The sequence below is a fragment of the Pseudomonas algeriensis genome (assembly GCF_048847255.1).
GTDB lineage: Bacteria > Pseudomonadota > Gammaproteobacteria > Pseudomonadales > Pseudomonadaceae > Aquipseudomonas.
The window spans coordinates 208,032-220,831 of the sequence record NZ_JBKKRK010000008.1; the positions used below are offsets into that span (position 1 = coordinate 208,032).

10 protein-coding genes are annotated in these 12,800 nt (G+C 60.8%); 9 read left to right on the forward strand and 1 reads right to left on the reverse strand.

The annotated features are described in order from the left end of the window. Positions 1-264: 264 nt before the first annotated feature. The 5 genes from ACLK1G_RS14820 (at position 265) to ACLK1G_RS14840 (ending at position 5,114) form a co-directional block, all read left to right on the forward strand. Complete coding sequence (locus ACLK1G_RS14820; RefSeq protein ID WP_420766127.1) at positions 265-1,518, forward strand: cation:proton antiporter domain-containing protein; 1,254 nt, start codon at positions 265-267, stop codon at positions 1,516-1,518. Further along, complete coding sequence (locus ACLK1G_RS14825; RefSeq protein WP_420766072.1) at positions 1,519-2,313, forward strand: HalD/BesD family halogenase; 795 nt, start codon at positions 1,519-1,521, stop codon at positions 2,311-2,313. Positions 2,314-2,395: 82 nt separating this feature from the next. After that, positions 2,396-3,142 (forward strand): iron-containing redox enzyme family protein, encoded by a 747-nt coding sequence (locus ACLK1G_RS14830; protein ID WP_420766073.1) that lies wholly within the window; start codon positions 2,396-2,398, stop codon positions 3,140-3,142. Further along, positions 3,139-4,068, forward strand: coding sequence for an EamA family transporter RarD (gene rarD / locus ACLK1G_RS14835; RefSeq protein WP_420766074.1), 930 nt, complete (start codon positions 3,139-3,141; stop codon positions 4,066-4,068). The genes ACLK1G_RS14830 and rarD overlap by 4 nt, the downstream gene beginning before the upstream one ends. 56 nt (positions 4,069-4,124) lie before the next feature. Then, positions 4,125-5,114, forward strand: coding sequence for an aspartate-semialdehyde dehydrogenase (locus ACLK1G_RS14840; RefSeq protein ID WP_420766075.1), 990 nt, complete (start codon positions 4,125-4,127; stop codon positions 5,112-5,114). 63 nt (positions 5,115-5,177) lie between these two features. Here the strand turns inward: ACLK1G_RS14840 and ACLK1G_RS14845 are convergent, their stop codons facing one another. Then, positions 5,178-7,391 carry an LTA synthase family protein gene (locus tag ACLK1G_RS14845; protein WP_420766076.1) on the reverse strand — a complete coding sequence of 738 codons (2,214 nt, stop codon included), beginning with the start codon at positions 7,389-7,391 and terminating at the stop codon, positions 5,178-5,180. Positions 7,392-7,637: 246 nt separating this feature from the next. Here ACLK1G_RS14845 and ACLK1G_RS14850 point away from each other — a divergent pair, with 246 nt between their 5' ends. The 4 genes from ACLK1G_RS14850 (at position 7,638) to ACLK1G_RS14865 (ending at position 12,722) form a co-directional block, all read left to right on the forward strand. Beyond that, positions 7,638-8,540 (forward strand): LysR family transcriptional regulator, encoded by a 903-nt coding sequence (locus tag ACLK1G_RS14850; protein WP_420766077.1) that lies wholly within the window; start codon positions 7,638-7,640, stop codon positions 8,538-8,540. 125 nt (positions 8,541-8,665) lie between these two features. Continuing rightward, entirely contained in the window at positions 8,666-9,292 is a 627-nt protein-coding gene (locus ACLK1G_RS14855) for a glutathione S-transferase family protein (protein ID WP_420766078.1), read from the forward strand. Positions 9,293-9,391: 99 nt separating this feature from the next. Continuing rightward, positions 9,392-10,585 (forward strand): DUF3142 domain-containing protein, encoded by a 1,194-nt coding sequence (locus tag ACLK1G_RS14860; RefSeq protein WP_420766079.1) that lies wholly within the window; start codon positions 9,392-9,394, stop codon positions 10,583-10,585. Beyond that, a complete protein-coding gene (locus ACLK1G_RS14865; RefSeq protein ID WP_420766080.1) occupies positions 10,572-12,722 on the forward strand; it encodes a hypothetical protein in 2,151 nt (716 codons plus the stop codon). The genes ACLK1G_RS14860 and ACLK1G_RS14865 overlap by 14 nt, the downstream gene beginning before the upstream one ends. Positions 12,723-12,800 lie beyond the last annotated feature (78 nt).

Here is a 12,800-nt window from a genome sequence, read left to right on the forward strand (position 1 = left end):
AGACGGCCGCACCCCACAAAGGTGACTGTCGCATTACCGGTACCCCACCCCATCGCGCCGGTAGAGGATTGTCACTTCCAGATTTATTCCTGCTTCTACAGAAGTTCGATAAGTGCGAGCTGCGCGAGTGTGCGCATCTGATTGAGTTCTGTTAACGACGCTGCCAACGGATTTCGGCGGTGTCGAGGAGTTGTCAGTTGTAACCGGATTAACCTGGACGTTGTAAGGGAATGGACTATGTTGCTGATCCAGATTCTGTTTGTGATGTTGTCAGCAAAACTTTTGGGCGCGGTATTCAATCGCTTGGGGCAACCTCAGGTTGTTGGCGAAATGATAGCCGGCTTTGTATTGGGGCCTGTTGTACTCGGTCAGTTGTTTCCCGCCTTCCATCAGCAGTTATTTGACAGCACTGCCATTACCCAACTCAAAGTATTGAGTGAACTGGGCATCTTGTTGTTCATGTTCGTCATCGGTGCCGAGTTTCGCTTCCCTCTCAAGCAAAGCAAGACCGGCTTCAAGGCCATGGTCATCGGCGCTTTCAGCATAGTGATCCCTTTTTCCCTCGGCGCCGCGATAGCCCCTTGGCTGTTCGAGCATTTCGCCACGCCCGGAACCTCTCGGTTGGGTTTCGTCCTGTTCATCGGCACCGTGTTCTCCGTGACCGCTTTTCCAGTTCTGGCGCGGATCCTCAAGGAGCGAGGCATGCTCGGCACGCAAACCGGTGCGATTGCCTTGCTGGCTGCCGCCATGAGCGACGTGGTGGCGTGGATGTTGATAGCAGCCGTCGCCATGGTGAATGGCCAGGACGACAACTGGATGGCCCTGGGTTTGCGAGGCGCCTGTCTGTTGTCGCTGGTGGTCTTTTCGTTCCTGGTGCTCAAGCCGTTGCTGGCGCGCTGGCTCGCCGCTGAAGGAAAACTCGCGCAACCCATGGTGCTGGTGGCGCTGCTGGCCGGTGTGATGATCTACGGCAGCCTGACCCACGCGCTGCAAGTACACGCCGTGTTCGGGGCTTTCCTGTTCGGCCTGTGCCTGCCACGGGACCAGGGCCTGCTGGACATGATCATCGAGCGGCTGGAACACGTGTCGTTGATCATATTGATGCCGTGCTTCTTCGCTCTTGCAGGTTTGAGCACAACCTCCTCGGCCTTCTCGGGCCTTGGCGTCTGGGTGCTGCTGGTGATCCTGGTGGTGGCTGTCACCGGCAAAGTGGCCGGCAGCGCCCTGGGCGCCCGGCTGGTGGGATGCTCCTGGTCCGATTCCCTGACCGTCGGGGCCCTGATGAATACCCGCGGGCTGATGGAGCTGGTAGTGCTCAAGATCGGCCTGGACATGGGGATCATCGGCAGCGAGCTGTTTACCGCCCTGGTGGTGATGACCATCGTCACCACGCTGATGACCGGCCCGCTGATGAATCTGCATAACAAGAAAGTTGCGACCGGCACTCCGTCAATGGCGAGAGTGTCATCCCCCAACGGATTTGTAACACCGACCGATAACAATGGAATGGAGCGATAAATGAGCGAACAAACATCCAGCTTGGTCATTGAAGCCATGGAGCAACAACTGGCCAGGCATTTCCAGGCTATTTTGCAAGATGAAAACCGGATGAAGCAGATTCGTAATGAATTTCGCCGCGACGGTTATTTCAACTTCAAGAACTTTTCCTTTCTGCCAAAAAGAATCCTGGAAAACGTTCACACCGAAGTTCATGCCTTGCTGGATGAATATTCGGTACGTCGCGATGTTACGGTTCCTTCCACCGGTAATACTTACCGCAAGATGTACAACGTCAACCAACCAGAGATCGCCGAGGGCGGGACGTTCATCCCTGCGCTCTACCAATCGGAGTCGCTGCGCAATTTTCTCGGCAACATCGCGGGCGATGACCTGGCGTCCTGCTGGGAGCAAGAGCAATACCTGATCACCAAGCTGAGCCACCCGGGCGATACCCACGGCTGGCATTGGGGCGATTACCCCTACACGATGATCTGGATCATCGAAGCACCCGAGGACCCGGCGATCGGCGGCGTGCTGCAATGCGTGCCACACAGCGAGTGGGACAAGCAGAACCCGCAGATCTGGCAGTACATCCTCAACAACCCGATCAAGTCCTACCACCACCTCAAGGGCGATGTGTATTTCCTCAAGTCCGACACCACGTTGCACCACGTCGTGCCGATCCAACAGGAAACCACTCGGATCATCCTCAACACCTGTTGGGCAAGCGCCCATGACCGGCGAACCGACGTCGCCCACGAAAGCATTGAAGTGATCTGGGACACCAAGGCCCGGAGCACCGAAGAAGCCTGACGGCAACCGGCCGGGCGGATGGGTGTCCGCCCGGTTCATATTTCAAAATCAACGTTGCCCCCGGGGCTCAAGGAAGCAGGCCATGTCCATTACCCAAGAAACATTTCAGTCCGAAACCGCTTACGTCGTGCGCAACGAAGGTGTCGACCTGGAACTTCAGTCGTTCATGGATGAGCAGATCGACTACATTCTCAAGCATCGAGCGACCGAACATCCGTTCCTCAATGCCTACGCCCAGCACGGCCTGCCGCCGGAGCAAAGCAAGGTGCTGTACCTGGAAACCCTTCACTACTTCAAGTACCTGCCGTTCTACGTGTGTGGCATTTCCACCATCACTCGTGACGAAGCGGTTCTGCGCACGATCGCGTTCAATGCCCGCGACGAGCTGGGTGAAACGCACTCCCACTCCGACCTGTATCGCAAGTTCCTGCACGACAAGGGCATCAGCGAAGAGCAGATCGAAGCCTACAAGTGCTTGCCCAGCACCCAGGCCTTGAATGACGGAATTTGCGCGCTCTACAGCAAGCCGCCCCTGCAAAAGGCCCTGGGCGGATTGTTCGCCGACGAGGCGATGTCGGCCTCGATGGTTTCCAAGTACAACGATGGCCTGATCAAGGAAGGCGTCAGCGAGCGTGGACGGTTCTTCTGGACGCTGCATATGGAAGTCGAAGTCGGGCATTCCAACGCTGTGTTCAACGTCATGGAAAAGCACCTGCAAACACCGCAAGAGCGTCGCCTGTTCGCCGAAGGCATTGAGCAGTACCTGCACCTGATGGAAGTGTACTGGGATGGTATCGAGCGCAAACTCAACGCCGGAGGACGTCAATGACCGCCAAGAATGAATCCGGACAAGGCGTCGCCTTCGGGCTCGGCGCCACGCTGCTCTGGGGCTCGTACCCGCTCTGGTACAAGCCGCTGGCCGGGCTCGATGCCTATCATCTGCTGTCCTGGCGGGTGGTCTTCGCCGAGTTGTTTCTCCTCGCCCTGGTACTGTTGACCGCCCGGGTAGGAACGTTGCGTTCGACCCTCAAGACGGTGCGTCCGGCAAATGTGCTGACAGTGTCGGCGGTCCTTGGGCTGTGGTGGCTGATGTACATCTACGGGATCATGACTGGGCGCGTGCTGGAGGTGGCTTTCGGCTATTTCCTCAGCCCGATCATGAGCATGGTGGTCTCGCGGGTCATCTTCAAGGAGCGCCTCACGTCATTGCAGACCTGGGCGATATTCCTGGCCGTCACTGGCGTGACGCTGATGGCGTTCGAACTGCTGAACCTGCATTCCTTCCCGTGGATCGCATTGGTCATCGGCTTCTGCTATTCCTTCTATGGCATTTTCAAGAAAAAGGTCCCGGGCGATCCGGTGGTCATCCAGACCTTGGAAATTGCCGTACTTTTGCCGTTCGCGGCGCTGTTCCTGCTGCTGGCCCAAGCCCAGGGAGTAGGGCATCAGTTCCTGCAATCGGGCACCCGCGACGTGTTGCTGATCGCGACGGGCCTGATCACGGTGCTGCCGTTGTGGTGGTACAGTCTGGCGGCCAAGCAGTTGTCGATGATCACGCTGGGCTTCTTGCAGTTTGTCCCGCCAATTTGCAACTTCCTGTTGGCGGCGTTCGTTTACGGTGAACCGGTCTCGTCGTTGAAACTGGCGGCGTTTTCGTTCATCTGGCTGGCGCTTGCATTGTTCACGTTGAATTCCATTCGGGTCCAGCGTGCAGCGGCAGCCGCCAGGTTGTCCGTGCAAATGCGTACGGCATGACATACCCGCCTGCGCCGTCTACAGCGGCGCGGGTTTTTCAGGATAAGGGAATCGAAATGAAGAAAGTCGCCGTGGTGGGTTGCACCGGTGCAGTGGGCATGACCATGCTGCAATTGCTTGAAGAAACCGACTACGAAGTGGTCTGCATGGCCTCTGAGCGTTCGGCCGGCAAGCGCTTGAAGGCTGGCAATACCGAGCACCTGATCGAGCCTTTTTCGGTCGAAGGCTGCGCTTCGTGCGATATCGTCTTCCTGTGCGTTTCCGGATCGTTTGCCTTGGAATATGGCGAGCGCCTGGCTGAAAACTCTTACGTCATCGATAACTCATCGGCTTTTCGTTATCACCCGGACATTCCGCTACTGGTACCGCCGATCAATGGTCAGCGCTACAAGGGCGAAAAGCTGATCGCCAACCCCAACTGTTCCTCGGCCATTGCGCTGATGGTGCTGGGGCCGTTGCACGAAACCTTCGGGCTCGAAAGCGCGATCATTTCCACCTACCAGGCCGCCAGCGGCGCGGGGCAGCCGGCGATGCTCGAGCTGCGGGAAAAGGCCAAGGCGTTCAGCGACTACGGCGACCAGGACGGTAGCGAGAATTTCGCCCATAACCTGGCGTTCAACGTCATCCCTCAAGTCGATTCGTTCGAAGACAACGGCTACACCCGCGAAGAGATGAAAGTGGTCTGGGAGCTGCGCAAGGTCCTGGGCGAACCGGAGCTGGCCATCAGCACCACGGCGGTGCGGGTGCCGACCCTGCGCTCCCATGCCGAGAGCCTGAGCCTGCGCTTCAAGAAACCGGTGCAATCGCTGGCCCAGGTGCGCGAGTTGCTGGCGGCTGCGCCGGGCGTCGAAGTGGTGGACGAACCCCAGCAGGGCGTTTATCCAATGCCCATGACATCGACCTACAAGCATGCGGTCGAGGTTGGCCGGATTCGCTACAACCTGATCTACGGCGAACACGGCTTGGACCTGTTCATCAGCGGCGACCAGTTGCTGCGGGGCGCGGCGTTGAATGCCTTCGAGATCATGCAACTGGTCAGTGACTGATCGAACCAGGCATTGAGTGAACCTGACGCGCAACCGCCCCCCAGCGGCTGCGCGTTTTTGCTTTCAGCTGGACTGCGCCTCGCTGTCGTCCTGCATGTCATCCAGATATTCCGGTTGGTCGGTCTGGTCGGGCAGCTCGGTCACAACGCTGAAGTCGCTGATTTCGATAGCGCCCACACCATGACCCAGCAAGTGGAAAGAGAACGCCTTGCGCGGTTGCGGGTTGTCGAAATGGATGTCCATCACCAGCGGTTGATCCATGGTAACCGCCACGTCGGTGGGCAAGTCCATCGGCACGTCTTGCTCGAATTCCTTGGCCTTGAGTGAAATGTACGCGGCGTGGTCAGTGTCCACCGCGCGAATGGTCAGGCTGACGCGTGTGCGGGTGCCCTTGGGCATTTCCAGGTATTGGGCGCCGATCAGGTTGTCGGTCCAATCGTTGGAAACCTGGGCGGGCAGCGGGATTTTTTCGTTGCTGCCAAACTGGTAGTGCTGGTTCAGGGGCGTCGCCAGCAGCGTTTGGTCCAGGGCGGTGGCCCGCGCGGCGATCAGCCGGGCGCGCTGGCCGCTGTATTGCCCGGCGTAAGTGGCGCGATCGGCGATGAAACCCTCGCTCTTGTAGTCACGGCAACGTTGCAGGAAATCGCACTCGGTGAAGGTGCCCTTGCCATCGTGATAGCGCAGCTTGCCGTTGGTGAACGACATGATTTCCCGGCCCGTCGCGTAGTGCCTGAACATCGAGCGGCCGGACAGGGACGTTGGCACGTCGAAACCGAAGTAATCGAGCACCGAAGCGGTCAGGTCGACATGGCCATGCACCCCTTGCTTGATTGCCGGCAAGGGCTCTGGTGCCAGAGTCAGGTTGAAACCCCAGGACGATGCCAGGCGCACGTCGTCGATGCCATGGGACTCGTCCGAGGTGATGACCACCAGGGTGTTGTCCAGAATTCCCTGGTGTTCAAGGCTCGTCAGGAAGACGTCCAGCGCGTCGTCCAGATAGCCCACGGCCGCCTGCTTGGCGGTGTCGTAGCGCTCCAGATAATCGTCCGGTGCCGAGTAGGGTTGGTGCGTGCCTACCGTCAGCAGGGTGAGCATCCACGGCTTGTCCGCTTGTTGCAGTTGCCCGACGTAATCCAGCGCGCCTTCGAAAAAGGTCTTGTCATCCTTGCCCCAGGGAAACTCCAGGTAAGCCGGTCGAGTGAACCACTCCATGCCCAGGGTCGTATCGAAGCCGATATGCGGCATGATCCGGTCCTTGGCCATGAACCGCAGCCCGGCACCTTGCAGGAAGTGGGTGGAGAATCCGTGCTTGCGCAACTGGGCGGGCAGGCAGGCCTGGTTGCGCTGGGTCTGGTTCAGCATCTCGACGCCCTTGGGCGTGCCATTGTCGAGTTTGTCGTAATCCCCGCACAGCATCGCGTACAGGCCACGGATGGTCTGGTGGCTGTGCAGCACATAGTCGGGCGTGTTCATCCCGCGCTCCGACCAGGCGCTGAGGCGCGGCATCAGATTCTCGTGATAGCTGCTTTGCAAAGCCTGGCGGTTGGTTTCCAGATAGGCACCCGGAATGCCTTCCAGGGCGATGATCAGCACATTGCGCGCGCGGCCCGGGGCGGCAAGCAGCTTTTGCCCCTCCAGGTCCAGGCGGGTCAGCCCTTCCATGGGGGGAAGCGGTTCCGGCGTGTTGCCCGCCAGCCACTGCTCCAGATGTTCTTGCCCGGCGGCGACGCTGGCGGTCATGAGCTGGTGGGGCAGGTTGAACAGGTTCCACTGATCCGCCTCGCTGGGGCGCCAGCTTTGAACGCCGGCATGGGCCAGCAACAGCATTGTCGGCATGGCCCAGGCGTGGCGCGGCAAGGGCGGGGCCTGGCGGCTTCGATTGGCCCACTGGACGGCCAGGCAAAGCACCAGGGCTGTCAACATGACTGCCGCGAGCCAGGGATGCGCGAAGCCGCCGCTGCTGGAGTTCTCGACGAATTGTGGGTCGGTCAGGTACTGGATGTCCGCAGGCGTTGGCATCCGCCCGACCGCGTTGACCAGCTCGATACTGGTGAGCGTCAATACACACCATGCCAGCAACACGGGCAAGGCCAGCCACCAGGGACGCCGATAGAGCAGGACGACCAGCAGGGTGCCAATGGCGATATCCGAGAGATAGCCCAGCGGGTCGGACCAGCCCAATGCGACGCGCATCCCCATGGGGACCAAGAGGACGCATCCCGCCAAGGCGATGAGGCGCGCGAGGGGATGAGTCAGGGGGCGGTGGACAATATTCACGGAAAACGGCCTTCGGGTCTAACCAATCACACACACCTTGCGGGAACGGCTCGCTCCCACAAGATTTCATTTAATGGTCATGAGTTTTTCATAACAGTGTGCTGGATGGTATCAAGCCCAGTAGCCATTGTTGGCCTATGGCCTCGCGGCTGGCTACGGTTCGCTTGCCAAGCCCCCTACAATGGCGTCCGGCGCGGCTTTTCGGCGTGTACAAAACTTGTATCAGGATTTCTCATCGGAGGATGGATGGACAGGTTCCAGGAAATGCAGGTGTTTGTCGCCGTGGCCCAGGAGTCGGGATTCTCATCGGCTGCGCGACGCCTGGGTTTGTCGGCGGCCAGCGTGACGCGTGCAGTGGCGGCGTTGGAGCAACGCATCGGTACGCCGTTGTTGGTACGGACTACACGCAACGTCTACCTGAGTGAAGCCGGCCAGCGCTTTCTCGATGACAGCCGGCGGATCCTGGGCGACCTGCAGGAAGCCGAGGATTCCGCCGCGGGCAGTCACGCCCAACCCCGCGGGCAATTGACCATCACGGCACCCGTGCTGTTCGGACAGCTGTTTGTCACGCCATTGCTGGTGGATTATCTGGGTCGCTTCTGCGAGGTCTGCGTCAACGCCTTGCTGCTCGATCGCACCGTCAGCATGGTGGAGGAGGGCATAGACGTGGCCGTGCGCATCGGCGAGCTGCCCGACAGCAGCCTGCACGCCGTACGTGTCGGTGAGGTGCGGCGGGTGGTGTGTGGCTCCCCGGATTTCTTTGCCCGCCACGACCGTCCGCGGCACCCTCAAGACCTCGAGCGGATGCCGGTGGTGTCTTCATCGGCGATTGGCCAGATCAAGAACTGGACCTTTGTCGAGGCTGGCCAGCCATTGTCCGTCCGGCCCGCGCCGCGGCTGGTGGTGACGGCCAATCAGGCCGCCATCACTGCGGCGTGCCAAGGCTTGGGGATGACGCGGGTGCTGTCTTACCAAGTGGCCGGCAACCTGGCTGCCGGTGAGCTGGAAATCGTCCTGGAGGAATTCGAGCTGCCGCCCCTGCCGATCCACGTGGTGTATCAGGGCGGGCGCAATGCGTCGGCGCGGGTGCGCAGCTTTGTCGACTTCATGGTCGGCGCGTTGCGAGAACACCCGGCCTTGAAAGGCTGACGCATTGTTTCGCCAGCAGAAATAATGGATTGCGTTTGCAGGTGATTCCACAGCGTCGGGCTTGGGCAGAAGATGGGCCATCGACGCCGTTCTGCTGATGGCGTCATCTCTGAGCGGAGTCGACCATGAACCCTATCAAGCTCTATCACTTTCCACTCTCGGGCCACGCCCACCGTGTGCAGCTGATGCTCTCGTTACTCGATCTGCCTGTGGAGATCAGCTTTGTGGACCTGGCCAAGGGCGCGCACAAACAAGCGGATTTCCTTGCGATCAACCCGTTTGGCCAGGTGCCGGCCATTGATGACAACGGCGTGGTACTGGCTGACTCCAACGCGATCCTGGTGTACCTGGCAAACAAGTACGGCCAGGGCCGTTGGCTCCCAACGGACCCGGTCGGCGCCGCTCGCGTCCAGCGCTGGTTGTCGGTAGCCGCCGGGCCACTGCATGCCGGACCGGCCACGGCGCGGCTGATCACGGTGTTCGGTGCCTCTCATAATGCCGAAGAGGTGATCGCCCGTGCCCACAGCCTGCTCAAAGTCATCGACCAAGCCCTGGGCAACAGCGCCTATCTGGTCGGCGACGCCCCGACCATTGCCGACATCGCCAGTTACAGCTACATCGCCCACGCGCCGGAGGGTAATGTTTCGTTGCAAGACTATCCCCATGTGCGCGCATGGCTGGCGCGGATCGAAGCCCTGCCTGGCTTCGTCGGGATGCCGCGTACGGCTGCGGGATTGCAGACAGAAGTCTGAGCGCCTGGCCGGTTATGGCGGGGGCAATGCCCCCGCCAGCGGTTTCTGAAGGAACCTGGAAGGGTTAATCTGCCAACCTTTCTCGGTTGGCTGCGCTTCATGACTTTTATCCACAGGCTAGCGCTGGTCCTCGCCGCGTTGTTTCTGAGCGGCTGTGACCAGCCCGCGCCTGCCGTCCTTGATCAACAGCTCTATGTCTGGCAACGCCAGTGGACGCCGGCCCACGAAGGCGCGCTGCGCCAAAGCCACGGCGATTTTTCCAGCTTGCGGGTGTTGGCGTTGCAGGCGTTTCCGGGAGCCGGCTGGAGCCGTGCGCGTATTGACCCAGTATTGCTCAAGGCTGACGGCCGACCGCTGGTTGCGGTGATCCGTCTGGACGGCCAGCTCAGATCTCTGGACCAGGACGATGTGATCGCACAGATCCAACAGTTGCTGGCCCAGTGGCGGGCCCAGGGCCTGGTGCCGATGGGTGTGGAAATCGATCACGATGCGGGCACTGAACGGCTACCGGCTTACCGGACCTTTCTCACCCGGTTGCGACAAACCTTACCCACCACGCTACAGCTCAGCATCACGGCGCTGCCGGCCTGGCTCGATAGCCCCGAGTTGCCTGAATTGTTGGCGACCGTGGACAGTAGCGTCTTGCAGGTCCATGCGGTCAGCGATCCTCGCCAAGGTCTGTTCGACGCGCAACAGGCCAGGCGTTGGGCCGAACGCTGGGGCGAGATCACCGCGCGGCCGTTCTATTTGGCCTTGCCGGCGTATGGTGTCGCGCTGCTGACCCAGGAAAACGGTGCGCCCGTGGTGGAAAGCGAAGTGTCTATCGACCGGGGCGGCGAACGCCGGGAATTGCGGGCCGATCCGCAACAGGTCGCCGACCTGACGGCAAAGCTGCGCGCCGAACCGCCTGGGCACCTGGCCGGGATCGTCTGGTTTCGGTTACCGCTGCCGGGAGATCGACGGGCATGGAGCCTGGCCACCCTTGGCGCGGTGGCCCGTGGCGACAGGCTCCACAGTCGTATGGCGGTGCGCATTGACGAGCAGGACGGCCTCTACGATATCTGGCTGGTGAACCAGGGCAATCTCGACAGCCCTTGGCCCCAGCGGCTGACGCTGGCGGTGGGCGCATGTGACGGGGTCGATGCCCTGTCAGGTTATGCATTGCAACAAACCCCCGGAGTGCTTACCTTCTCGCGCATTCAGGAAGGTCGCCTGGCTGCCGGTGCCCAACGGGCGATCGGCTGGGCGCGCTGCACAAAAATTGACCAAGGAGGTTTCAATGTCTACCCGTAAGTGGCCTCGTCGCCTGCTGTGCCTGAGCCTCAGCCTGCCCGTGGGCCAGGCGCTGGCCTGTGGACCGGAGTTCCCCATGCGCCTGCTGGATAACCGGGCCCAATCCTTGGCGGAGTTGCCCGAAGGCAGCTTTCGTTTCGAGGTCAGCCGTCTCGGTCAGGCCATTGCGGGGCTGAAGCCAACCACGGATGCGACGCGCAACCCCGACTACAGTTATGACGATGTGGCCTCCTACGTTGAACAACGCAACAAAGCCGAACAGCTCGGCCTGACGCCACCGCAACAAGCGGTGGTAGAGCGGCTGCGAGCAGTAGGCGATGTTGAGCAGGTCGCCAGCGAAGCGGCGAACCTGCCCGCCGAGCTGCGCTTGTACGCGGTGGGCGCGGCGGCTTTCAACGCGGGCGATCACCAGCGCGCCGCCGAATCATTCCAACAATTGCTGGCGCTGCCCGCCGACGAGCGCCGCCTGCGCAGCACCTGGGCAGCCTATTCCCTGGGCCGCGCGTTGTTCGCCATGAGCACCGAGGCCGGTCGCGGCGACCCCACTATTTTGCGGGATCAGGCGCGCCAAGCCTTTCGCCAGGCCCGAGAGTTGAGCGTCGCCGGTTTCAGCGACCCGTTGGAACTGGGCGTCGCCAGTCTCGGTGAGGAGGCCAGGGTGGCCTATACCGCCGATGACTGGGACAGTGCCATCGGGCTGTACGCGACCCAGAACCTGCAGGGTTCTCCGGTCGGCTACAGCTCGTTGTTGCAGTTGGCGAGTAGCCTGAAGCTCGAATCCGACGAGCGCCTTAGGGAATTGCTCAAGACCAAAGGCGTCCAGCGCCTGGCGACGGCGTATTTGCTCAGCCGCGTCGGCTGGTGGGACGGCGAAGAGCCATCCGGCGAGAAACAACTCGTCAAGTTGCTGCAGGCCAGCGCCCGGGGCAACCTGGACGATGCGGATCGCCTGGCTGCGGTGAGTTATCAACACGGCGACTACGCCGGCGCCAAGGCTTTCGTGGATAAAGCCGCCGACACTGGGCTGGCCTGGTGGGTGCGCGCCAAACTCGCCCTGCGCGACGGAGACAAGGTTGCTGCGGCGGCGGCTTATGCCAAGGCCGCCCAGGCATTTCCGAAGGAGGAATCCTGGGGCGATCGACGCACGCCGGACTGGGATTACGAGACGGTCCAGCCCAAGTGCCGGGTCGAAGGTGAAAGCGCGATCCTAGCGTTGCAGCGTGGTGATTACCTGCAAGCGTTCGATCAGCTTTATCGCGGCGGCAACAATTATTGGTACGACGCCGCGACGGTCGCCGAGCGCGTGCTGACGGTCGATGAACTCAAGCAATACGTAGACGCCCAGGTTACGGCTCCGCCGCCATTGAGCCAGGAAGAGCGGGACAATTATGTACAACTGTCGGTGCCGGCGAAACTGCGTAACCTGCTGGGTCGTCGTCTGCTGCGCGAGGGGCGCTACGACGAAGCACCAGCGTATTTCGACAGCGTTCAGCTGCAGGTGAGTGCCGAATATTACGGGCAAATGCGCAAGGATGCCGAGTCCAAATGGTGGCCGACCGGACGTGCCAAGGCGTATTTTCTTGCGTCCACGGTAGCGCGCGACATGGGCATGCAGCTGCTCGCTTATGAGATGGCGCCGGATTACGCCAGTCTGGAAGGCAACTACAGTTTTGAACCAGTGGAACTGAAGGTTGGCCCCTTATTGTCTGAAGGCGAGGTGCAAAGGCAACAGGCCAGCGCAGCCGAACCGGACCAGCGATATCACTATCGGTTTGTCGCCACTGCATTGGCGAGTCGGGCGGCGGACAATCTACCCCATACCAGCCAGGCGTTTGCAGCGGTGCTGTGTTATGCATGGAGATTCAATTCAAGCCCTGAAGAGCAGGGAGCGTTGTACCGGCGGTATATAGAGGAAGGGCCTTACGTGGAATGGGGATGGCATTTTGGGGAATTATGTCCATTTCCGGACTTTGACAAGGCTGACAAGCGCTATGTCACGCAGGCGCTGAGTCCGATTCGCTCGGCGTTGCAGCCCTATAAAATCTGGGTGCAAGTGGGCAGCGTAGTGCTGGTTGTAGCCGTTGGGCTGGCATTGATCAGCCGTCGCCAGCGCAAGGCACGGTTGGCGGCGCGCTGATTGTGGAGGCGAGCCTGTTTGCGATGAGGCCGAGTCAGCAGGTGTGGATGAGACTGACCTGACGCCATCGCGAGCAAG

Coding starts and splice junctions, on each gene's coding strand:
- ACLK1G_RS14820 (WP_420766127.1), top strand. CDS start 265: ATGTTGTCAGCAAAACTTTTGGGCGCGGTATTCAATCGCTTGGGGCAA.
- ACLK1G_RS14825 (WP_420766072.1), top strand. CDS start 1,519: ATGAGCGAACAAACATCCAGCTTGGTCATTGAAGCCATGGAGCAACAA.
- ACLK1G_RS14830 (WP_420766073.1), top strand. CDS start 2,396: ATGTCCATTACCCAAGAAACATTTCAGTCCGAAACCGCTTACGTCGTG.
- rarD (WP_420766074.1), top strand. CDS start 3,139: ATGACCGCCAAGAATGAATCCGGACAAGGCGTCGCCTTCGGGCTCGGC.
- ACLK1G_RS14840 (WP_420766075.1), top strand. CDS start 4,125: ATGAAGAAAGTCGCCGTGGTGGGTTGCACCGGTGCAGTGGGCATGACC.
- ACLK1G_RS14850 (WP_420766077.1), top strand. CDS start 7,638: ATGGACAGGTTCCAGGAAATGCAGGTGTTTGTCGCCGTGGCCCAGGAG.
- ACLK1G_RS14855 (WP_420766078.1), top strand. CDS start 8,666: ATGAACCCTATCAAGCTCTATCACTTTCCACTCTCGGGCCACGCCCAC.
- ACLK1G_RS14860 (WP_420766079.1), top strand. CDS start 9,392: ATGACTTTTATCCACAGGCTAGCGCTGGTCCTCGCCGCGTTGTTTCTG.
- ACLK1G_RS14865 (WP_420766080.1), top strand. CDS start 10,572: ATGTCTACCCGTAAGTGGCCTCGTCGCCTGCTGTGCCTGAGCCTCAGC.